Consider the following 23,466-nt stretch of genomic DNA (forward strand, 5'->3'; position numbering starts at 1 on the left):
CGGCATGGTGAAATCAGGCCGGGCGCTTTCTCGTGCCGTCGGTGCCGTGCCTCATGTTCGGTGCCTCGCGGTACTCGCCGATTCCGTGCCTCACCGGCCGGATTTGGAGGTTAATCCATCGCTTGATCGCCGGCTGCTACCGGCTTTGTCCCCCTTTTCTTCTCCGCCCGTTTCGCTCCGATGAACATCCGTTTGTTCCAGCGGGACAACACATCAAGGATCACGGCGTCAACGAGCCGATAGAACCCGTGTGCGATTGCCATGATGAACGCCAGCGTTACCGCGATCGTGATCAGAAGATTGATGCCGTAAGGCAGAACGGCGCTCAGCTGCAAGAACAGGAAGCATCCGAAGGTGCATAGGATCGTGAAATGAACGAGATAGAGCGAGAACGAGATTTTTCCCAAATATGCGCACCACTTGCTGCCCAGGAGGGCCTGCAGCCGGCTCGAATTCAGCACAGCCGTCAACACCAGCCCTGCCCCGATCACGTGATAGAAGACAAAGAAGTCAAAGTTGCTTGTCTTCCATAAGAGCACGGCATAAAGGGTGCCGGCTGGATGAATGTACGGATACGAGCCGAAGAACAGGCCGGCGACGAGCAGGACGGCATTGATCCAGGGGCGCCGGACCCGTGCTAGCCGGTCCTTTCCGCTGTGCTGAAGGTCACTCAGCAGCACGCCGATCACAAACGCGAGGTAATATGAATCGAGCAGCCAGCAGACAAGGGCGGCGTATAGGACAAAGCGGATACGGCGCTTGCCGCAAAGAAGCAAAAACGCAAAAATGAACAGCGAACCGAACAGCTCGTACGTCATCGTCCACAGCACCGGATTATACTGCGCGCCATAGGTGAAAAACGTATGGAACAGCCCCTCCTTCACCATCGTAAGCACGCTCGCATCCGCCGCAAACGGATCCGGCATCGACGAGCCGGTCAATCCCCTGACATCGTCGAACATGCCCCAGCCGGCGATCATGCAGGCATAGGCGATCACAACTGACGCAAAAGCAGGTCCCGCCAGCCGAAAATACCTTCTTATTGCCGCGGAATACAGAATCGTGCGGTCCCCGCTGCGAAAATAGCGCCAGCTCAGCACATAGCCGCTCAGCGCAAAGAAAAGGCACACCGAAAAATTGCCGTTAAACAGCAGGTTCAGCGGCGTTTCCGCCAGCACCTCCTCGAATGCGAAATGCCGGATCTCCTCCCGCCCTTCAATCACGGAAGGCATAAACACCTGAACGAAGTGGGCGATCACGACTACAAAGGCCGCAAGCCCCCGCAAGCCATCCAAATACACGATTTTTTTCATGGTCTTTAGCTCCCTTTGAAACCCGGCTTACACGAAACCGGCGACTTATGGTTCCAAAGGGGAGGAAGAAGGGCGCTGCAAATTTCTTAGAGATCGTCGGGGGGAAGAAAACAGCCTTGACGAATTATGTTTTGAAAGCGTTTTCCTAAAAATCAGGGATATGATCAGGGAGGGAATGGCAATGGGTATTTATTGGAGCCTGGTTGATCTTGAGAAGCTAACGGGATCAGGTGTCGTTTATTTTAACTCAAAGATGGAGATGTTGGAAGGACTTCCTTGCAAAATGTATCGATTGATCCATCAGCAGAGCTTGTGGACGCACTGCCATGACTATTTTCAAATATGGTACGTGGCCAAAGGCGCGTTGTCGCACACCGTTAACAACCGGACGTATCAGCTGACCAAGGGCGACATCTTCGTCATCCCGCCGTTCACGCTGCACAGCGTCACGATCCCCAAGGACGGGGATTATGAAATCTACGGCTGCGAGTTCATGCCGTCGTTTGTGAATGAGCGGTTCGAGGAGTTTCCGGAGGAGGAGGTCTTCTTCGATATGGCCTTTCTGGGATCGTTTCTCCGCGAGGATACAGATGCCCAGGCCCGGATTTCACTGGACGGCGGAACCGAAACCGCGGTGCGTAACGTGATGAAGGAGATGCTGATGGAATATGAGCGGCGCGCCCCCTTCTTTCAATTGACGCTCAAGGCCCAGCTGCTCGTACTGCTCTCCATTCTGGTTCGGCAGGTCAACGGTGAGCTCGTCCGGGAAGGATTCGAGAAATCCGAGAAGTACCGGGAGATCATGACCAAGGTGGTGGATTACATTCACCGCCACTACCAGGAGGATTTGAAGCTTCACGCGCTGTGCGATCTCTCGAACCTGTCCAGGTCCACCTTCTGCCAAGTATTCAAGGATTGGACAGGCAAAACGTTCAACCGCTATTTGACCGACCTCCGGATTCTCCAGGCTATGGTCATGCTCAAGCAGGCCGACCTGTCCGTCACGGACGTATGCTATTCCACCGGATTCAACGAGCTCTCCTACTTCTGCCGGATCTTTAAAAAATACACCGGCATCTCCCCGACGGAGTTCCGCAAACAGGCGATCAAGTAGCTTGGCAAATCATACGATAATCCTATTTTTACGCACGATAGTGAAATGAAATGGCGAAATGAAATGCTACGATATCCTACAAATAACGGGATCAGGGCCGGTTATTGGAGCACCAGGATTTGTTGATGGGTTGGGAGGGAAATGATCTATTTTTTAAGCAGACAATCTTTAAACGGACTTCGAAAAAAGGGGAGGAAGAAGGATGAAGAAGAAAACATGGTTTGGTTTATGGTATTTGCTGTTATCGATCATGATCGCCGGTTGCTCGGGAGGAAGCGGGGGCACCGCAGAGCCCGGCAAGACAAGCGGCGAAGAACCGGACCAGCCTGCTGCCGCGGATGCCGTGGAGCTGAGCTTCTGGTACGGCTGGACCGGTCCGGAAGCCGAAGCGCTGGAGAAGCTCATCGCCAAATGGAACGAGGCCCATCCGGAAATCCAGGTCAAGGGCCTTTCGCAGAGCGACTACCAGAAGCAGCTAACCGCCATTACGGGGGGCAATCCGCCGGACGTCGCCTCCCAATTCGGACAGAACGTCGTCCCATGGGGCCTGCGCGGAGCGATGATGCCGCTGGACGATTATATCGCCAAGGACGGGGTCGATCTAGACGACTTCGTGCCGGCGGCGCTGAGCACGTCGCAGCATGAAGGCGCCACCTATGCGATTCCGACGGCCATGCATGTGTCCATGCTGTTCTACAACAAGGATATCCTGAAGGAAGCCGGTTATGACGGTCCCCCGGAAACGCTCGGCGAGCTGAAGGAATACATTAAGGCGCTCAGTATCGTCGAAGACGGCGGCCGACTGTCGCGGCTCGGCTTGTGGCCGGGAATGGACGCCTACACGTTCTCCTATGCCTACGGCGGCTCGTTCTATGACGAAGCGGCCAAGCAGGTCACGCCTGACCATGAAGGCATTCAATCGGCCATCAAGCTGTCGAAGGAGATCTGGGACCAATACGGCTCGGATAACCTGGACCGGTTTTCATCGGGACTCGGACAATACATGTCGGCGCAGAATCCGTTCTTCTCGGGCAAGTACGCCATGACGGTCGACGGCGAATGGCTGCCGACCTTCATCAAGCAGTTCGCACCCGATCTGAATTACGGCATTGCTCCGATTCCATATGACGAGAATCATCCCGAGCGCAAAAATCCGGGCAATGTCACGACCAGCGTATTCTACATTCCGAAAGGGGCGAAGCATCCGGACGCCTCATGGGCCTTCATCAAGTGGATGACGGAGCCGGAGCAAATGGCCGAGTTCACGGCGGCCATCGGCAACCTGCCGACCCGGACCTCGGCGTTCGCGAGCCCGCTCTACGAGAATGTGCCCGGCTTTAAGGAATTTCTCGATTACTCGGCAAGCGAGAATCTGAAATCCTTCCCGGCCACTTCCTTCACGAACGAGTACATGACGGAATTCAGCGCCCAAGTGGACGCGATTCTCCGCGGCACGGTCAGCATCGAGGATGGGCTTGCGAACGTGAAGGAAAAAATCCAACCGCTCGTCAAATAATCCCAAGCACGGATCACGACTTCGAAATGAAAGGAGTACGCGAAGATGAATGCCTCCGCACCCGTACATTCACCAAGACCTAAAGCCCGCTGGTCGAGGAAGGAACGCCGGTACTTTTGGCTCGGCCTGGCATTCGCCTCGCCTTGGATCGTCGGCTTTCTGGCTTTTACCGTGTACCCGTTCTTCGGTTCGCTCTATTTGAGCCTGACGGAATACGATCTGTTCAGCACGCCAAGGTGGGTGGGACTGCAAAATTACGAGCATATCCTGCAGGATGACCGCTTCTACACCTCGCTCGGGAACACGTTCTTTATGGCTTTCGTATCTGTACCGATTACGCTGGTGGCATCGCTGCTGATCGCCGTCGTCTTGAACTTCAAGGCAAGGGGGATCAATTATTACCGGACGATCTTCTACCTTCCCTCCGTCATTCCGATCGTCGCCAGCGCCTTGCTGTGGACCTGGATGCTTAACCCGGATTTCGGCTTGGTCAATATGGCGCTGCGGGCTCTCGGCCTGCCCGATCCTGCCTGGCTGCTGGATCCGCGCTATACGAAGCCTTCGCTGATTCTGATGAGTCTGTGGGGCTCAGGGGCCGGAGCCTTGATCTTCCTGGCCGCCCTGCAGGGCGTTCCGAAGCAGTACTATGAAGCTGCGCAGGTGGATGGGGCGGGCGCATGGCATCGTTTCTGGAAGATTACGCTCCCTGCCCTGTCGCCGATCATTCTGTTCCAGCTCATCATGGGACTCATCGGTGCATTCCAGATCTTTACCGAATCGTATATTCTGGCTGGCGGCAAAGCGGATGGCGGCTCCTTGGGCGGACCGGAACAGTCGCTTCTGTTCTATGCCGTCAATCTGTACCAGGAAGCCTTTGTTTTTCTGAAGATGGGCTACGCATCGGCCCTAGCCTGGATTCTGTTTATCATCGTGCTGCTGATGACGCTGCTGCTGCTCAAAACGTCGGGCCGTTGGGTCTATTATGGAGGTGAGTAACGTGGCCGCCAGGTTAAAAGCCGTATTGCCGTACGCCTTGCTTATCCTGCTATCAAACGTATTTCTGTTCCCGTTCCTATGGCTCGTCATGACCTCGCTCAAGACGCCGGAGGAGATTCTGAAGTTTCCGCCGACGATCTTCCCAGAGAAGGTCCAATGGTCGAACTACCAAGCGGCGGTCGAGGCGATCCCCTTCACGAAATATATGATGAACACGTTCCTGATCTGCATCTTGAACATAATCGGGCAGCTGTTGTCCGCACCGCTCGTAGCCTACTCGATCTCGCGGATCCCGTGGAAAGGAAGAAAGATCATCTTCACCATCGTGGTGGCAACCATGATTTTGCCGGCTCAGGTCCAGATGATCCCGCAGTATATCATCTTTACGAACCTGGGCTGGGTCAATACCATCGTACCGCTGACGATCGGCGCTTTCTTCGGAGCTCCCTTCTTCATCTTTCTGCTGCGCCAGTTTCTGCTCGGCGTGCCGATGGAGCTGTCGGAGGCGGCCAAGATCGACGGCGCCTCGGAGCTGCGGATATACGCCCGGATTATCCTGCCGATCCTGAAGCCGGCTCTAGCCACCGTCGCTTTGTTTTCCTTCGTGTGGTCCTACGTCGATTTCATGGGGCCGCTGATCTATCTGAACGATTCGGCCAAGTGGACGATCACCGTCGGCCTGCAGAGCTTCCAGCAGGATCACGGGGCCCAGTGGGAAAAGCTGATGGCGGCTTCCACCATCATGGCGGTTCCGATGATTCTGATCTATTTCTTCGGCCAGAAGTACTTCATGAAATCCGGATCCGCCTTAACCGGGTTTAAATAATCTTCGGGAACGCCGTTTCCGGCACAGAAAAGCTCCTTCGCGTCATGGCAGACGCTTAGGAGCTTTTCCCGTTAATAGTTAGTCCAGCATCAGGTTAATACGGCGTATTCCCCGATTGTGTCGTGTTCCCGGAAGCAAAGCCTTTAAACAATGCCGGCACGTTCTCCCACTATTTAATCGCAATATAGATCTCGACGACGGGATGGGCAGGATCAGCCGCCTGGAAACGATAATGTTCAAAGTCTCCCGAATAGGCTCGTACTTCCTCGGCATCCTGGAAATAACTCCAGATTTCCTGCCAGGCCTGCGGCACCGTTTCCTGGAACGGACCCGGCTTCGCCGGGAATACCAAATATCTGGATTCCGGTATAAAGACGCTGCGCTCTACAATAGTCCCTTCCTCTTCGCGCTTAGCGCCGCCTGGGCTCCCTGCACGATACAAGTTCTCTACACTCTCAGTGCTCTCTATGCTCCCTATGCTCTCTGCGTTCTGGCTTTCCGTACGCCTAACGTGCTCAACCTCTTCTCTGTCTGGCCCATCTCCGAAGGTTCCTTCCGTTTCATGGCCAATGACGAGTGTATACGCACCTGAAGCGTCGCTTTCATAATCGGTATATACCGCATAGACGGCTTGATCACCGGCGGCAGCCCCCTGAATCCCGCTCCGGAAATAGTGCTCCCATAACCGGGGGATCACGCCGTCTGCCCCTGCCTCCGCTTCGTTTGTCGTCCGTGCACCCACGCCCCGTACGGACATAGCCGGTCTGGATTCGATCCGCGGCTTCTTCTGGCGGCCGATGTTTGTGTTCATGATGACGCCCTCCTTTAAGAATTGAATCTATGGTCTATTCTAAAGGGGGAACTTGGACAGCTGCCTGTCCAAGTTGCTGTAGCGCTTCAACATATTTTCCGCCCTTCTCCTGACTTCCTGTGCAGCTTCCTCGGGATGCTCGACAATAACCTGGTCGCCAAAGCTGAGAACCATGCCGTAAAACCATTCGTCCACCTTATGAATTAACCGCACGCGGAAGGAGCCGTCCTCCAAGAGCTCCATTTGCTCTGCCGGGAACACGTCCGCTGCCCGCCGGCGAGCCTTCGGCCCAAACCATAATACAACCTCCTGCTCCGGCGCGTCCGACCAGGCATCCTCCCAATCCATCCGTTCCATCAAGGGCATCGGCCTCGGCTCGAAATTGCGGTTCGTTAGCGTTACATCCTGCATCCGCGACAACCGGAATACCCGGGCATCCTCACGCTCCAAGCAGTAGGCTTGCACATACCATACATTCCCCTTCAGAATGAGGGACATCGGCTCCATCGTTCGGCACTCGGCTGTGCCGGATGAATCGATGTAACGCATCGATACGACCCGTTTTTCCTGGATCGCCTTTTTCAGAAGGCTGACTGTTGCTTTCAGCCCTTCCCGCTGCCCCCAAGGCTGAAAATCCATAACGACAGGGGGCCTGCTCCGATCACTTCCCGGTCCGATTTTCACGTCGCCATGTTCATATGCATACCCTTTCCCGTAGCCCTGCTTCACCTTGTGAAGCAGCGCCTTCACTTTCTCAAGCAGCATATCCAGCTCGCGGTCATCCAGCGCACGGCTCATTCCTTTAACGGCGGTCACGAGGGATCCCATCTCCTCTGCCGTCAACCAATACCGGTCAATGGTATACTGCTCCATCATCTCAAATCCGCCGGCGATGCCCTGATGGGCAACGATCGGCAGCCCTGCCCGGCATAGTGCATCCATATCGCGGTATATCGTTTTCGCGGATACTTCAAAGCGTTCGGCCAGCTCGCTGGCGCTCCATCTTCCCCGATTCAAGAGCAGCACGGTTATCGCTAATAGACGATCGATTTTCATTAATTCATGTCCTTCCTTGTCCGATTCCTTCCATTATACAAAAAAACGTTCAAGCCGCTGTCTAATCTTAATTCGAGCTTAACGGAACTGCGGTCTGTTAATGCAATCGTTAAGTCAGGTTCACAAGCCATTCAAGTCGGGATGCTATAATAACAACCATGAACCATTACAAGAAGTACGGTCATAAACGGGATTAAGGCGCAGGATGAAACGGATGACTCCCCACAAGCGTAAAAACATACATAGAAGCTCATGTTAGAACTGCCTGATCCCGAAACATCGAGGAGGAACCAACAATGGATCATCGAATGGACACCATGCGCCGGTGTCACCCCGACTCTGTCACCATTTCACGCCTGACGGGCTTTATTATGGATGGGGTCATTTTATTAGCGGCTGTCGCATATCTGGTTATGGCGGGCATCTTCGGCTGGACCCAGCTGCCTGGCTGGATTGCTATTGGGTTGTTGGCGGCAGGAGCCTGGTTTACCTGGTCGGTGCCGGCCTTCACCTATAAGCAGTTTGGCTTCCGGGTCAGTGAAGAGGAGCTGGAGCTTAGATCCGGCTGGATTTGGCTGAGCGATACGCTCGTCCCGATGACCCGCGTGCAGCACGTTGAATTGGAACGGGGCCCCCTGCTCCGCAAATACGGACTTGCCAAAGTCAAGGTGGTTACCGCCGCAACGACGCACGTCATCCAGGCGCTCGAACTGGAAGAGGCGGAGGCTTTGAAGAAGCAGATCGGCGATCTGGCCAAAGTGGTGGATCATGATGAATGAAGCTAGCAGGCTCCACCGCCTTTATATTCTGTTTCCGCTTGTGAACAGCGTCAAATCGCTTGTTCCCCTCGCTGCCTTTGTATCGATCAAGTTTTTTAACGGAAAATCCCTTAACGATGTCCCATGGTACTGGTTATCTGCCGGCATTGTCATCCTTGCAGCCCTTCTGCTCCTGTATGGATACTTGCGCTGGAAACGGTTTGCCTATACGTTGGAAGAAGACAAAATTCTGATCCAGCGCGGCGTGTTATTCCGGGAGGAGCTGTCCATTTATGCCGGACGAATTCATACGATGAATACCGAGCAGCCGCTGCTGCAGCGGCTGCTCGGGCTGACGCAGATCCGCATCGAGACGCCTGGCAAATCGGAGGATGGCGGTGTGCTCCCCGCCGTAACGGACCACGAAGCGGAACGGCTCCAGCTTTGGCTCCGGGACCGGACACGGGCCTTGCAGCCGGATCGGCCTGCAGCGCAAACGCACGATGCGGCAGCCTATGCGGACGGCGGCATCGTCAATGCAGATGGTGCGGAGCCGATGATCGAAGGCACTTCCCCACATGAACGCATGGTGTCATGGGAACGGGATACGGCTGAAGCATCCGGAAATACGCAGGGGGCAGGCAGCGACGGCGGCTACCCTAACGACCGCGGTAACGTTGCCCCGCCTGCATCGGTCTCTCCGGAAGAACGGAGCATTTTGCTTCAGCTGCCGTCTCGCCGCCTGCTTACGGCTGCCCTGTCTTCCCCGAACTTGTCCCTGGCTTTGGCCTTCGTCGGCGGTATCCTATCGTTTGCGGATGACCTGCTTCCGGATCAAATATACCAAAGCCTGTTTCAATCGGCAGGGCGGATTCTCCCGGGACACTGGGCAGGCATTGCCATACTTGCCGTCGTGCTGGCCTGGCTGCTGTCCGTCATTCTGTATATGATTAAATACGCTGGGTTTACCGTTGAAAGGATCGGCAAGCAAATCTCCGTAAGCTACGGTCTGCTCGAGAAAAAGAGGCTGCTGTTTTCCCCCGAACGGGTGCTGGCTGCCACGGTAAAAGAAGGCATCTTCCGCCGCTGGTTCGGTTATGCCGAAGTGAAGGTGCACGTGCTTACGTCCGAATCGGAGAAGCATTTCATGCTTCACCCGCTGATAAAAACCGCGGACATTCCGGAGCTGCTCGCGCGGGTCACGCCCCAGCTGGACGTTCAGGCCATTACGGCTTCGCCGCCGCCCCATGCGAAATGGATGTATCTTCGGTGGAAGCTGGCCTTTGCCGCTGCGGTCAGCATCGGATGCATCTGGTACTTCGGCTGGCTCGGCATGCTCTCGTTGCTCCTGTTCCCGTTTGCCATAGGGTGGGGATTGGCGGCCCACCGCGATTCCGGCCTGAACATTACCGGCAAGCAGCTTACGATTCGCAGCAGGTTCCTGGCCCTTTCCACGAAATATATCCGGCGGCCGCAGATCATTGCGATCGAGGTTACCGGCACACGAAGACAGCGAAGACGGGGGCTGCTGTCCCTTCAAGTGAAGATGATATTAAGCGACATTAACGAGAGCCTGGTCGGGATGGACGAACGGGAGATCATGGCCGTCTGGGCTTGGTTCCAAAACAAAAAAGGAGAGAGATCAGCTTCGTGACAAAGCTGATCTCTCTCTTTTCATTCAGGCACTTCTTTTCTCAGTTACTCAGGTCGCTCCATGCTTTTAGGTACCGTGCTTCCCGGTTACTTCGATTTTCCGGGCGGCTTGCCGGTTCCCCCGGCTTTCACCGTTAGGACGGCGGTCGCCGCGCTTTCGTTATGAAGACGGTCAATGGCAGTCACCACATACGTATAGGTCTGATGCTTGATCACCGTGTCGTCCGAGAAATGCTGCGTCCCGTTACCGGTTCTTCTGAACGTGCCCAGCAGGTTTGCCGGATCGTCTATGCTGCCGGCATTGCCCCCGTCGAACCGGTAGATCGCATAGTAGGTCTCGTCCCCGGCTGGCTCCCAGCTCAGGTTTACGCCATGAGCCTTATTGGCCTTAAGCTTCCGCGGCGCGGACGGAGCCTCCATATCGAGCCACGGCATGGCCGGCACCAGTGCCGGATACCGGTACAGATCTGTCTTCAACCGGTCCGTAAAGCCAAGCGCATTCTCGGCGAACCACTTCGAGCTGAAGTACATGCTGCCGCGGACTTCCTCGAAGCCGCGGTTATACTTCACCTGATTCGGCATTTCCTCCGGATTGGACCACTCGGCCGTTGTCCCGATTTTATATACGGCTTGCCCGCTATACAGATGCACGTTATGACCGGCGACCACATCGCTCCACCATTCGATCAGCTTGTCGTAGGCGGCAGCCGAGTAGCCGATATTCCAGTAGATTTGCGGCGTGATATAGTCGATCCATTCCTCTTCAACCCATTTTTTCGAATCGGCGTAAATGGCATTGTAGCTTTCCAGTCCATTCGTTTCCGACCCGCTTGGATCACTGGACTTGTTCTTCCAAATGCCGAACGGACTGATGCCGAACTTCACATAGCTCTTCTCCTGTTTAATCGCATGGCTGATCTTCTGAACGAATTGGTTCACATTGTTTCTTCTCCAGTCCGCCTTGTTCGTGAAGGACCCTTTATACTGGGCATACGTATCCTCGTCCGGGAAATCAACGCCCGTAACGGGATACGGATAGAAATAGTCGTCAAAATGCACGGCATCGATATCGTAGTTTCTTACTACCTCCATAATGCCGTCCAGAATAAACTGCTGGGCCTCCGGTATGCCCGGATTGAAGTACAGCTTGCCCCCGTAAGCCTCCACCCACTCCGGATGCTGCCTAGCGGGATGATCCGCTACAAGCTTGTTGATATCTCCCTGAAGGCTGATCCGATACGGGTTAAACCAGGCATGGAACTCCATGTTGCGTTTATGCACTTCCTCCAGCAGGAAAGCGAGCGGATCGTAGCCCGGGTCTTTGCCTTGGACGCCGGTCAGCCACTCGGACCATGGACCGTACTCGGACGGATAGAAGGCATCCGCCGTCGGCTTGATCTGCATGATGACCGCGTTCATCCCGGCGGCCTCCAGCTCGTCAAGCAGCCGGATGAACTGCTGCTTCTGCTGCTCGGGATCGGTAACTCCTTTGGCCGGCCAATCGATATTGTCCACCGTGGCGATCCAGGCGGCTCTCATCTCGGCTTTCGGATGCTCAGCCTGCTTGTTCACGATGATATAGAGCGAGCTGGTCTTCCCCTCATAAGTCGCCGTAATGCGTGATGAACCGATGCTCAAGCCTTTAACAACTCCCTTCTCATCGACGGATGCCACTGCCGGATTGCTGCTGGTAAACGCAACGCCTTCCGTAATCGTTACCGGCTCCTCCATCCACGAATAGGTCGCCGAGACAGACGTTTCGAACGAATCCCCAACCGTAACCGAGGTTAATCCTTGCAGTGCAATGCTCTGCAGCACGGGCACCGGATCGGTGACCGTAATCGCGTGCTGGGCGGCTGCTCCTTTATAAGAAACGGTAATCACCGCAGTGCCTTTCCCGACAGCCTGCAGGCTTCCGCTGCTATCCACGGTGACGACGTCCGGACGGTCACTGGCATAAGCAACCCCCTCCGCCAGCAGAACCGGCTCCATGGCCGTACCGTAAACGGAATAAACCACGCTTGTTCTCAAGGCGCCGGTAACCGAGGTTTCCAGATGAACCGGACCGGATACAAGCAATTGGCCAGGGGAAGGCGCATCTGCCATGACATGCAGCTCCAGCTGAGCCTTCGGCGCGTCGGCGTATTCCGCCGTAATTGTAACCACGCCCGGTGAAAGCGCTTCAATCGTGTCGTATGTAGCTCCTGTAACCGTAGCGATCGTCTCGTCGCTGCTCGTCAGCTTCACGCCTGAGGTTAATGGCACCGGTTCGGACTCGCCGGCATACGTCGCATAGATCTGAGGCTTGATGGCTTCCCCGACGCCCATCGGCGTCAATCCGCCGATATCGAGCCCGTAGATCTGGGAATCGGTGTAGAATGCGGTCAATCGGTCGAAGTACACCGTGCCGCTGTTTTTATTTGTATCTTTTAACTCGGTGATATAAATTTGATTGATTTTGAGAGGAGCCTTGATGGTGGATGGAACGGAAAACTTGACGTATTTCCAGCCTTTCCAGCTGAATCCCGAGGTGGTGGTTAAATCAACAGCATATTTGCCGCCTGCCGCATCCTGCAGCTGCGCCCGAAGCCAGTGATTCCCGCCGTCCCCGTATACCCATAAGCCGAGCGCTTTCGGATTGCCCGGAACGCTTCTGCCCGCCGAGCCGTCGAGGTCTTTAAAATTGAGATACGCTGCCGACGTGCCCGACTCGCTGCCGACAAAATCATAGCTCAAACTCGCAGCATGATACCCGTAATATACCGGATCGGGATGGCTGATCATCCCCAGTTGGGCTTTCCCCCTGACGGCGGAGGCAGTTATGTTTCCGGCAGTTTCAAACTCCTCGACTACAAACGATTTCGGAACATCGTCTGCGTAAGCGGCTCCCGAACTGCCCCACACGGATACCGAACTGATCATGACAGCCAGTGCCAAAGCCAAAGACATAAAGGATTTGCTTCGTTGAACGCTCCTTGAGGTGATCATATTCACTAATTCACTCCTTGCCACTAAACTCGTGGAATATTGGTAATGACAACCTTCCGATTACATCGAGAGCTGCCGCCCACCTCCTGCGCGTGATATGGAAAACCGAAGGGAAATAAAACCAACGATTATCCTGCCTCTATCATATTGAAATTTTGTTTCAAAATTCAATAGTTTTTATAAAATAAAATTTTAGACAACCAGCAGGAATTTGGAAGCGTGATGGCGTAGACGTCGTAGTCGCTCGCAGGGAACGTTGTAAATCATGTGTAACGCTCTTAAAATAAGGCTATGTTAAGGCATGGTGTACGCTATTTGGCAAATTGACTAAGAAGTGAATTTTGAGGTGAGAGATTGAGACTAGATACTGACCGTATTTATATTCGTCGATTGGAATGGAATGACCTGAATTCGTTACTCGATTTACGAATTCGAAACAGGGAATTCTTTAAACCATTTGAACCATCCACTCCCGCTTCTCACTACACGGTAGAGGGGCAGCGAAGCATTTTGGAGAAAGTACAACAGAATTGGCGTAACGGTTCTGGGTACGGGTTTGGGATATTCTTGAAAAACAATAATAGTCTCATTGGACGAGTCAATTTAAGCAATGTAGTCCGTGGGGCGTGGGAAAGCTGCACCCTGGGCTATTTCTTGGATGAGCAATATAACGGACAAGGATTTACCACGGAAGCTGTTCGCTTGGCGCTACAATTCGCTTTTGGGCCTGGAGGGTTACATAGGGTACAAGCTGGGGCCATGCCTCGAAACAAGGCCTCTATCCGTGTTTTAGAGAAAGCCGGATTTCGATATGACGGTTTTTCGGAATACTATCTTAAAATAAATGGTGTTTGGGAACATCATAATCTATACAGCATCACACAAGAATACTGGGACATATAAGGGGAGGCAATAGTCGATGCCGCAGTGTCAATCTATCCATGCCAGCACAGCAAGAGGAGTTTGTCCCCTTGTTATCCCCTTTTAAAACTTATGTAAATAATTACATTACTGAGCCACTGAGGGACTCAATGGCTAAAAAAAGCAGCGCGGGCTGCTCCGCACTGCTTTTTTTACTGCTATCCATCGGCCAATTGAATGCCTTGTCCCTTCCGCTCCATCTAAGCTGATCTGGCTCAGCCTTCCGAAGGGTACTTCAAGCCCCATTGGCCCCGGATTTGATCCAGCAGCTTCATAATCGCAACCGATTCATTCAGGGGGATGACATCGCTCTCAAGCCGCCCTTCGGCCAGGCAACGGCCCACTTCATAAGCCTCGAAAGCATATCCGATCTCCTTGCGGTCATCGTTAAAATGCACGGTGTCTTCACCGTCGACGTGAAGCGTTGCCGATTTGGCATTCAAGAAGGAAGGAATATGAATATGTCCATTCGTGCCGTAGATGTAGGCTTCATTGTTCAGGCCCAGCCGGATGGCCCCGTTTAACGAGGCGGTTTTGCCGGAATCATAGGACAAGATCACCGAGAACTGCTCGTCTACGCCCGTCTCCCCGATATGTGCCGTGCTCCATATTCCATCAGGCTCGGCTCCGAAAATCATGGATGCGAAGGATACCGGATAAATGCCTGCGTCCAGGAGCGCACCCCCGCCAAGCTGAAGATTGAGAAGTCGTCCTTCGGGGTTCCAGCCGCTCCGAAATCCGAAATCGGCTTTCAGCAGACGGACTTCGCCGATCCGTCCTTCCTTCAGCCACTCGCGAACCTTCACGATCGGCGGCAGGAACCGCGTCCACATCGCTTCCATGAGGAACAGCTTGCGTTCGCGCGCCGCGGCAACCAGATCCTCCAGCTCGCGGCTGTTGATGGTGAACGGCTTTTCGCATAATACGGCTTTGCCCGCATCAAGGCATAAACGGACGTTCTCATGATGAAGCGGATGCGGGGTGGCTATGTAGATAACATCGATGTCTGGGTCCTGAACAAGCTCCTCGTAGCTTCCGTATGACCGCGGAATATCATATTTGGAAGCAAATTCGGCGGCGCTTCCCGCCGTACGCGACCCGACCGCCAGCGCCTCTCCGTTGCTGACAAGCGCCAGGTCGGAGGCAAATTGCTGGGCGATCCAGCCGGTCCCCATAATCCCCCATTTGATCTTCGATTCCTGCATCTTAACTCCTCCTCATGTTTGCTGTGGTCAAAAAAATGATCCCTTTCCAGCTTGCATACTCAAAGTAAGTTTCTTGAGCTGCCCTTCTTCGCCTTGAATTTCATTATAAAGGAGTTTGGCGTATGAAAATAACTAAAATTTTCCGGCATCTTGATTTCGAAAGCCTGACGCGCCCTCGGGAGGCTTTGTTTACGGAGTTATATGATGTTCGCCGGCTACGGTTCGTTTCGCGGCGACAGTGCTGCGTCCTCCGCGCCAAGGTCACGGATCACCGGACCTTACAGGAGGTACGGTACACATCATACAAAAGGAACGCCCTCCCATCCTTGCATCGTTGCAGGTCGGGAGGGCGGAACATCAGAGATTATTGCAGCTTATTCAACAAATTGAACATAACCTGCGCGCTTTCCGCGCGAGTCGCGTATCCTTCCGGTTCGAAGCGGCTTGGCGTATGCCCCTTGACGAAGCCGAGAGCATATGCCGAATTGACCGCCTCCTGCACCCAGTCCGGAGCTCCGGCGATATCCGCAAATCCGCTGCGGGTCACGTCCGCCCCATTCGGCTGCTTCATCGCGTAACCGTAGGCACGAACAAGCATGGCCGCCATTTCCTGCCGCTTGATCGGCGCTTCGGGAGCAAAGCGGTCGCCACTCAACCCATAGACGATGCCTGCATCGGCTGCGGCAGCAACCGTGTCTGCATACCACTCGCCGGAGGCGACGTCGCTATACGGCACCGGCCCCTCAGCCTGGATGCCCAGGATCCGGACCAGCATCGCCGCGAATTCAGCCCGGGTTACCTTCTGGGCCGGGGCGAAGCGTTCCGCGGAAACGCCCTTGACCAGCTGTTTGGCCGCTAAGTCTCCAATCGCTTCCTCGGCCCAGAACGTGGACGGCACATCGGCAAACGTCTTCTCGTATTGCAGGAGCCCATATGCGCTGAAGTGCTGGATCGGTGCCGACATGCGGCCGTCCTTCAAGATCCCCGGAATATACTCCAGTTCTCCAGAGTCGGATACATAGTAGATGGAGACTCTGCTTCCACCGGTGCCTGATGGCAGCGGCAGCTCTAGAGTAATGGCCTTGCCGAATTCCTTCAAGCTGTTGGCCGCACCGCTGGCGGACACCCATTCCAGGCCGAGCTCGTACAAAGCTCCTATCCGTTTCAGCTGCGCCCCTTCTTTACGCGCAGCATCGGCAATCCGACGATTAGCAGCCGACTCCTCCAGCTTCACGCTGCTGAGCTTGATAGAGCCCTTGTCCGGTTCATCCCCTTGTTCAAGCCTGCGCAGCTGAGCTAGAACTTCGCCCGGGATCGTGATTGTCATATGATCAGCCACAATCCGGATCGACCCCTCCTTGACCAGCTCAGCCGCGTTGCCCGGCAGGATCAGCTCCTCGAATTCGCCGTTCACCGTCAACACAGCCTTCCCATTTGCCAGTTTGTCGGCCAATTCCTCAGCCGTTACGGTAATCCTGCCCGGAGGCTGCGTAACCGGCGGTTTTGGCGGTATCACCGGCGGCTTTACCGGTGGGAACACCGGAGGCTTACCCGGAGGGTCCACCGGAGGCGAAGGATCCGGATTCGGATTTCCGCCGGTCCGGATGACCTTCAAGCCGTACTCCGACTTGAAGCCTCCGTAGGTTGCCGAAATCACCGTGCTTCCTTCAGCCAGCGCCCGGACGGTCCCGCGCTCATCGATGGTGGCCACTTCCGGCTTGCTGCTCTCATACGTCACGCCCTCAATGACAGGGATTCGGCTGCCGTCCGAATATACGGCCTCCGTCACGGTCTGGTCGGTGTCGCCCACCTTCAGCACCGGCTTACCTTTGAAACGGATGGATTCGAGGGAGATATCCGATTCCTTACCGACCATAATCCGCACATCCGCAAAGACTTCCGGCGATACGGTGCTTGTCGCCCGAACGATGGCCTCGCCAAGCTCGTTGGCGGTCACGATGCCGTCGGCCGACACGCTGACGGCTTGCTGCGGCTCGGCACTGTACACTGACCACGTAACCGAAGCTTCCGCGCCGTCCGGCTTCACTTCCGCTGTCAGCTGGCGGCTGTCGCCAACGGCAAGCTTGAGCTGCTTCGGCGATACGACGATGCTCTCCGGCTTCGGCTTCGGTGTTCCGGATTTGGTGAGCGTAAATTCATCGACGAGGCGGCCGCCGACCGTTTTCGTAACAAACCGCAATTCATCTCCATTCACTTCCACGGAGGCGTACATCTGGGTTTTCTCTTCATCCACAACCTGGTGCCAGCCCCGTTCGGTATGGGAATAAAACTTCGGCCCGGTCGAGCCGGCCACAACGTATGTCGTTCCGCTGCCGTCCGGAGCAATCGCAAGATTCTTCATCGGATAGGAGCGGACATAGATGTGGTCATGACCGTTCAATACAAGATCCACTTCATACTTCTCCAGAACCGGCGCCCATTGATTGCGCACCTCAGCGGAATCATAAATGCTTCCGTAAGGGCCGCGGTGGAAGATCGCGATCGTCCACTCCTTCTTGTTGCCCGCAAGGTCCTGCTCAAGCCATTTCTTCTGCTCCTCCAGCTCATATTCACTATTCAGCATGATGAAATGAATGTTTTTGTAATCGAACGAGAAGTTCGTACCCTTCAGACTGTCCAAGCCATTGCCCGGCTGGTTGAAATGGGCTAGAAAATCGCCGTTCTCCTTCGATCCCATCACTTCATGGTTCCCGATCACCGATACAAGCGTCGTATTCAGGAAATGCGGCTGCGCTTCCCGGAACCAGTCATTCCACTGCGCTTCCAAGAAGCCTTTATCGACCATATCCCCGGCATGCACCATAAATTCCGCATCGGGATGCTCGCCTGCAGCCTTGTCAATCGTCTGGCCCCAGAGCTCGAATTCCTTCGCGGTGGATGCCTGGGAATCCGCAAAGTACAAGAATTTGGTCGATTCCTCCGTCAGGGACACTGTTTCAAACGAGCCTTGTTCACTGTAATGGCCCTGGCCGTCCCCTACGCGATATACGTACGCCGTTCCAGGCTCTAGGCCGCCGGCTTCGGCCTTATGGACACGAACCGTCCCCAGATCGAGCGTGTGGTACAGCTCGTTTGTCCCGCTGACTTTCTGTACGTTCGGCGCATCAAACCCGGTAAATTCGGATTGCTTCACCAGCTCGACCACCGTATGCTCGATCGCCGGGTGCGTATGCCAGTTGAACATCCGCGAGGTCGCCGGATCTGCGCCCATGCCAACGCTGATGTTTGTTGGCGTCTCGGTTCCAAACAGAGGAGATACTTTAAACGCCAAAGCCGGGCTGTACTGATTGTCCTTCACCGCTTGAACGGTATAGGTCTTGATCTGCGATGTTAACGCGCTTGTCCTCAGCTCGCCCGCCGTGTCCGTCGTGCCGATCTGCGCGCCGTCCGCCGTAATCTGCACGTCTTGAACCGCGGCACCTTGGGCGTCGGTTACGTGGAATACCGTCTCATAACCTTCGACGGCTCCCTCTTCATTCCAGTTCAGCGCCAAATGTGCAGCAATCTTGGAAGTGATCGGGAGGCCGAAGAACGTAAACTCCGTATCCCCTGTGTCCGTCAAAATTAGCGCGCCGGATTTCAGCGAGATCACGCTGGTGCCTTCCGTATCCTTCTTCACGTCATATCCAATTCGTCCAATCACTTCATCATCGCTTAAAGATGCGGTATGGATGTCCTTCCAGGTCACCTTAACCGTTCCTTTCGCTTGATCGATATCCGCCCATACCTGGGAAGAATCCAGTTTGTCGCCTCGAATGAGCCGCACATTCTCAAGCTTCATCGGATCAAACTGGAACTCAATATGTCCGCTGCGGATTCGGGACGTGTTGACGCCGCCGATATCCAGCGTATAGCTGTTCCCCAAGTAGACGGTGTCCGGCGTATCATACACGATCTTTGCTGCGTCTGCGCCTGTATGGATCGTGAAATGCCACTCCTTGGTCGTCTGATTCCCGGAGAGGTCGCGGACGGTCACCTTCGCTTGATGGATGCCGTCGGCAAGCGGAACGCTTGGCGTATAGTGGATTCTTCCTTCCGGCGGATACAGCGTATGCTGCACAAGCACGCCGTCTACATAGAAGCGAATCCGGTCCGGATCGATCAGCGTCGTTCCCGGATGCTTCGAAGGATCATAGCCCGCATCCTCGGCATATACCGTGATCGTTGGCGTGTTCTTCGTGATCTCTTCGCCGTCGGCAGGCGAGAAGCCCTTGAGAATCGGCGGTTCAATATCGTCGTTAGCCGGGCCGTACAATGCCCGGATTTCGTCCACATAGATCGCTCCGGCGTTCTTCTTGTCCGCCTTGGTCTCCATATAACGGACCGGCATGTCCATGACGAGCGGAAGCGTTCTTCCCTTCGGCACGTCAGCCTCAAGGTACTTCCAGCCGACAAAATTCACCCCGTCGCTCTCATCGGTAAAATTCAACGGGATATTTCCCTTAGCGTCCCGAAGCTGAGCCCGGAGCCAATGCCCGTTGCCGTCGCCGTACACCCACATGCTGATCTTCTCGGGATAGCCCGGAATTTCGATATTGTCTGCCGCGCTGTTCGTCTGCAGATATGCACCGGAAGTCCCCGTCATACCGGTAAAATCATACTCCAGCTTCAACGCGCCGCTGCCGGATCGGACATAGGTATCATCCGTCTCGACCGATACCCGGGTCGACTTAAACTGCGCGCCCGCGCTTTCCTTATACCGGCCAAGGCCATTCTCGAAATCCTCCAGCATAACCGGCGGGAGCCCGACGTTCACATCGATCGAGGTCTCCACACTGCCGTATTTAACATAGATCTTGCCGCTCACATTCTGCTTATCGGCAGCCGTAAATGTGCCGGTGCCGTCAATGGTCCCGATATCCCCTTCGACGCGCCACTCAAAGCGGCTGTTGTCGGCCTGAATGACCTGACCGTTACGGAGGGCCGTGACGGTTAATGTATTCGTGGAGCCGGACGGAAAGGTCATTACCTCATCCCGGAAGGATAGCTCCGTTATTTGATCGACGATTTCCAGCTTCGCACTCCCCCTGAGCGTTCCCGATTGAACGGCTATTTCCGTCTCTCCCGGCTGGCTGCCCGCTGTGAACCTGCCGCTGGCGTCGAAACTCCCGAATGCAGGATCGGTCTGCCATACTGGCGTTCCCGGCATCGCGGCGGGATGGAGGTTCGCGTCAACAGCGGCTGCCGTAAATACCGCGGACGATCCCGTCAGCACCCGCGCAAGGTTCGGCGACACGACAAGCTTCTCCGCTTGTCCTTCCGGCGCCTTGTTCACGAGCAGAATGCCGTTCGCGGTTTTGCGTTCTCCGCCGTCCGAAGGGGAATTCAGCACCTTGCGTTCGGTCTCTCCCGGCAAGCGGGCGACGAAGGTTGCCGAGCCGCCGCCATCCAGATTGAGCGCGTTCACAACGCCAAGCTCCTGCAGCATCTCGCCGAGCTGGATGTAATTGACGCCTTCGCTGAAGCCCGGCTGCCGGCCGTCCACCTCGAACAGAACGACCGAGCCGTCCGCCTTCGTGCCAACTACCGTTCTCGGGTGAATGGCCGGATCCGAATGCTGCTGCACGACGCCATCCTTAACCAGCATCACCGTGCCGCCGATGGCCATCTTCACGTCCTTCCAGGCGTCCTCCAACTCGAACCGGGCGGTCACTTCATCGCCGGGCTGAAGATTCGCGAGTTTGGCCCGCTGCTGGCCCGAAGCCGACAGAACGGCCTGATTCGGGCCGATTGGGGAATTTCCCCGGTCCTTGTGAACGGATGCGACCTTCATGACCAGGGTTTCACCGCTTGCCGCCCGTCCGCTGACGATATCCAGAACAACCTCATCGCCCAGGCTGTTCGTCATCGTCGTCTTGTTGAATTTCTCTGTATACAGCACAAGTGCGTCCGTCCCTCTCAGACGGTTGATGGACGTTATGCCGGTATCGGTCCCGCCGATCCGGACTGTCTTCGTTAGTTTTGGACTTCCGTACAAGGTTGTCCCGTCCTGCCGGATGCCGAAAGCGTTCCTGCCGTTCGGCGGGTCGGTCAGAAGCTCTCCGTCTCCCATGAACAGCCCCAGCGGGATGCCTGTCGACATATCGTAGAAATCCCCGTTGACGGCGGCAATCACCCGGTTGCCTTCCTTGTCGGCATCGGCTGCCATTTTGCTCACGCCCTGCATGCCGTAGACCTTGCCGTCGGTCAGTCCGGGCTGGAGCTCAAGCTGCCCTTGCGCCGGATCGAATTCCACCATATGGACCTTCTGTTCCCCGCTCCCCTTGTGCATGTTCAACCAAGTATATGTAGCCCCCGGTCCAATCTCCATTTGCCGCATATCAATAAGGCCGGATGGGGCAGCTGCTGCTGCCGGGCCCGCCGCTTGAAGCGTACCGGCGGGGAACAGCAGGGAAAGAAACATCACACCGCTCAGCAGTGAAGATATTCTTTTCTTGCTTCGAAACATATCATCAATTCCTCCTTCGTTCTTGTGGGGGTGCTTCCTCATGCTTGAAGACCGCCCGAATAACGGGCTTGCTTACGGAAGTATAACGGTGACTTGTTAAGTCCACCTCCTTTCTCTGTAAATCTGAAGTTAACTCTCTTAAAAACTTGAAAGAGGCGTTTGCGCCAAGCTAGCGGAATCCTCTTTCTCTAATCATATTGAAATTTAATTTCAAAATACAATAGATTTTGTAAAATATTATTTTATTGTTTGTGCAGGAATTTCTGCCATCATGCCGTAAGCGCGTAAATTGTAGAATGGCAGGAGAGGATTAGATTGGGGCGGTTTGCCGTCATTCGACGCTTTTTGCTCCTCCTCTCCCTTCCTCTACACGATCCGAGCCGGACAAAAAAACAACCGCTGCCACGAGAGGCTGCGGTTGTCTTAAAGTTGCCCAGTGCTTGTTACTTCTTCGTCACGTTGCCGTTGGCATCGATCTTCGCATTATAGGAAAGCTTGTTCAGCTTCGCGATGATCTCCTTGTTGTACTTCTTGTCCATCAGGTTCGGCTGGCCCTGGAGAATCTTCACCGGAGTGATCCGGCTCGTAATCTTGGAGCCCTGAATTTCAAAATGGACCATCATGGACAGGAGCGTCTTGTCTCCGCCGCGCGTGGAGCGGTTGAAGACAAAATTGCCGAGCGAATAGTAAATCGGCTTGTTCTTGTAATACTCAATCCCCATGAGCGTGTGGCTGTGCGAACCGACGATGATGTCCGCTCCCGCGTCAATCATTTTCTTCGCCATGCTCCGTGCGTAATCATCAGGGTAATCGGCGAATTCCTGGTTCCAATGAATATAAACGATCGTAAAGTCATTCGCCTTCGCCGACTTCTTGATCTGGCTGAGCATCGGCTCCATCGTATAGGCGGATGCGGCCCCCGGATGGTTCTTCCCTGCGATCCAGGAATTGTCCGACAGCACGCGGCTGACGCCTAATACGGCGATCTTTTTCCCTTTGACCGTTTGCACATACGGCTTGAACGCTTCGTCAATGTTGCGGCCTGCACCGGTATATCCGATCTTCTGACGTTTGAGATGGGTGATGGTGTCCAGCATCGCCTGCTGGCCATAGTCCAGAATGTGGTTATTGGCCAGTGTTACACCATCGATCCCTGCGTATACGAGGCCTTTCAGCGTATCCGGCTTGGAGCGGAAAGCAAAGGTTTTGTTCGCGGCCTTGCCGCGGACGGACACCGGCGTTTCAAGATTGGCGAAGGCCATGTCCGCTTTTTTCAATATAGGAGCAACCTTCTTGAACGGATACAGATTCCCGAAGCGTTCGATCTGGTTCCCCACATATCCGTCCAGCAAAATATCCCCGACAAAAACGAGATCGATCGGCTCGTTCTTGGAAGCATTCGTCTTGGTTGCTGCACTCGTCTTGCTCGTGGCCGTCCCGGTCCCGCCAGCCGACGCGGCTGATACGATGGAAACAGGGAGTAGCATTGCACATACCAGAATGAGGGCAATTAATTTCTTCATCTATGCTGCCGCCTTTCTATGAAATCCTATGAAACATTTTCTTCACCGGAGTATTCTATCATAAATTGATAGAAAAGGGTAATTCTATTAATTCATCCAATTAATAGAACGATAATCCTCCAATGAATGCCATTCGTTCATGATATTTCATAGATTTAGACTGAATTTGCGGGCAAAAAGTTTCAATTCAGAAGAGAAATATTGAAAGTGAAATCAATTTCTCATATATTTAAACATGTCGTAATCAAAACGATCTATTCGATTTCGTTTTGTTGTCATGATGGCTATCATTCATTACATAATCATTAAAAACGAAG

Annotated in this window: 14 protein-coding genes; 7 read left to right on the forward strand and 7 right to left on the reverse strand. The window is 54.6% G+C overall.

Annotated features, from left to right (window positions below; genetic code table 11):
* Positions 1-110: 110 nt before the first annotated feature.
* Positions 111-1,313 carry an acyltransferase family protein gene (locus BBD41_RS08415; RefSeq protein WP_099477249.1) on the reverse strand — a complete coding sequence of 401 codons (1,203 nt, stop codon included), beginning with the start codon at positions 1,311-1,313 and terminating at the stop codon, positions 111-113.
* Positions 1,314-1,494: 181 nt separating this feature from the next.
* On the opposite strand from BBD41_RS08415, the gene BBD41_RS08420 reads away from it, so the two are divergent.
* From BBD41_RS08420 to BBD41_RS08435, 4 genes are all read left to right on the forward strand, one after another.
* The gene (locus tag BBD41_RS08420; RefSeq protein ID WP_099477250.1) at positions 1,495-2,427 is read left to right on the forward strand and encodes an AraC family transcriptional regulator; all 933 of its coding nucleotides are present in this window, start codon (positions 1,495-1,497) and stop codon (positions 2,425-2,427) included.
* 202 nt (positions 2,428-2,629) lie between these two features.
* Positions 2,630-3,943 (forward strand): ABC transporter substrate-binding protein, encoded by a 1,314-nt coding sequence (locus BBD41_RS08425; RefSeq protein ID WP_099477251.1) that lies wholly within the window; start codon positions 2,630-2,632, stop codon positions 3,941-3,943.
* Positions 3,944-3,988: 45 nt separating this feature from the next.
* On the forward strand, positions 3,989-4,939 hold the full coding sequence (locus tag BBD41_RS08430; protein ID WP_099477252.1) for a carbohydrate ABC transporter permease: 951 nt from the start codon (positions 3,989-3,991) through the stop codon (positions 4,937-4,939).
* Between the two features lies 1 nt (position 4,940).
* Entirely contained in the window at positions 4,941-5,765 is an 825-nt protein-coding gene (locus tag BBD41_RS08435; protein WP_099477253.1) for a carbohydrate ABC transporter permease, read from the forward strand.
* Positions 5,766-5,934: 169 nt separating this feature from the next.
* On the opposite strand, the gene BBD41_RS08440 is transcribed toward BBD41_RS08435, so the two are convergent.
* Complete coding sequence (locus BBD41_RS08440; protein WP_099477254.1) at positions 5,935-6,576, reverse strand: GyrI-like domain-containing protein; 642 nt, start codon at positions 6,574-6,576, stop codon at positions 5,935-5,937.
* Between the two features lie 39 nt (positions 6,577-6,615).
* The gene (locus BBD41_RS08445; protein ID WP_077569409.1) at positions 6,616-7,632 is read right to left on the reverse strand and encodes a helix-turn-helix transcriptional regulator; all 1,017 of its coding nucleotides are present in this window, start codon (positions 7,630-7,632) and stop codon (positions 6,616-6,618) included.
* A 296-nt stretch (positions 7,633-7,928) separates the two neighbouring features.
* Between BBD41_RS08445 and BBD41_RS08450 the strand changes: the two genes are divergently transcribed.
* A complete protein-coding gene (locus BBD41_RS08450) occupies positions 7,929-8,411 on the forward strand; it encodes a PH domain-containing protein (protein WP_077569410.1) in 483 nt (160 codons plus the stop codon).
* The gene (locus BBD41_RS08455) at positions 8,404-10,044 is read left to right on the forward strand and encodes a PH domain-containing protein (RefSeq protein ID WP_099477255.1); all 1,641 of its coding nucleotides are present in this window, start codon (positions 8,404-8,406) and stop codon (positions 10,042-10,044) included. Before BBD41_RS08450 ends, BBD41_RS08455 begins: the two co-directional genes overlap by 8 nt.
* An 86-nt stretch (positions 10,045-10,130) precedes the next feature.
* Here the strand turns inward: BBD41_RS08455 and BBD41_RS08460 are convergent, their stop codons facing one another.
* Positions 10,131-13,031, reverse strand: coding sequence for a family 10 glycosylhydrolase (locus tag BBD41_RS08460; protein WP_099477256.1), 2,901 nt, complete (start codon positions 13,029-13,031; stop codon positions 10,131-10,133).
* A 354-nt stretch (positions 13,032-13,385) separates the two neighbouring features.
* On the opposite strand from BBD41_RS08460, the gene BBD41_RS08465 reads away from it, so the two are divergent.
* A complete protein-coding gene (locus BBD41_RS08465; protein ID WP_099477257.1) occupies positions 13,386-13,934 on the forward strand; it encodes a GNAT family N-acetyltransferase in 549 nt (182 codons plus the stop codon).
* 233 nt (positions 13,935-14,167) lie between these two features.
* On the opposite strand, the gene BBD41_RS08470 is transcribed toward BBD41_RS08465, so the two are convergent.
* The 3 genes from BBD41_RS08470 to BBD41_RS08480 form a co-directional block, all read right to left on the reverse strand.
* Complete coding sequence (locus BBD41_RS08470; protein ID WP_099477258.1) at positions 14,168-15,157, reverse strand: Gfo/Idh/MocA family protein; 990 nt, start codon at positions 15,155-15,157, stop codon at positions 14,168-14,170.
* Positions 15,158-15,521: 364 nt separating this feature from the next.
* Positions 15,522-21,626: a phosphodiester glycosidase family protein gene (locus BBD41_RS08475; RefSeq protein ID WP_099477259.1), complete on the reverse strand. Its 6,105-nt coding sequence runs from the start codon at positions 21,624-21,626 to the stop codon at positions 15,522-15,524.
* A gap of 443 nt (positions 21,627-22,069) precedes the next feature.
* Complete coding sequence (locus BBD41_RS08480; protein ID WP_099477260.1) at positions 22,070-23,149, reverse strand: CapA family protein; 1,080 nt, start codon at positions 23,147-23,149, stop codon at positions 22,070-22,072.
* Between the last annotated feature and the right edge of the window lie 317 nt (positions 23,150-23,466).

The organism is Paenibacillus ihbetae (assembly GCF_002741055.1).
GTDB classification, from domain to species: domain Bacteria; phylum Bacillota; class Bacilli; order Paenibacillales; family Paenibacillaceae; genus Paenibacillus_AQ; species Paenibacillus_AQ ihbetae.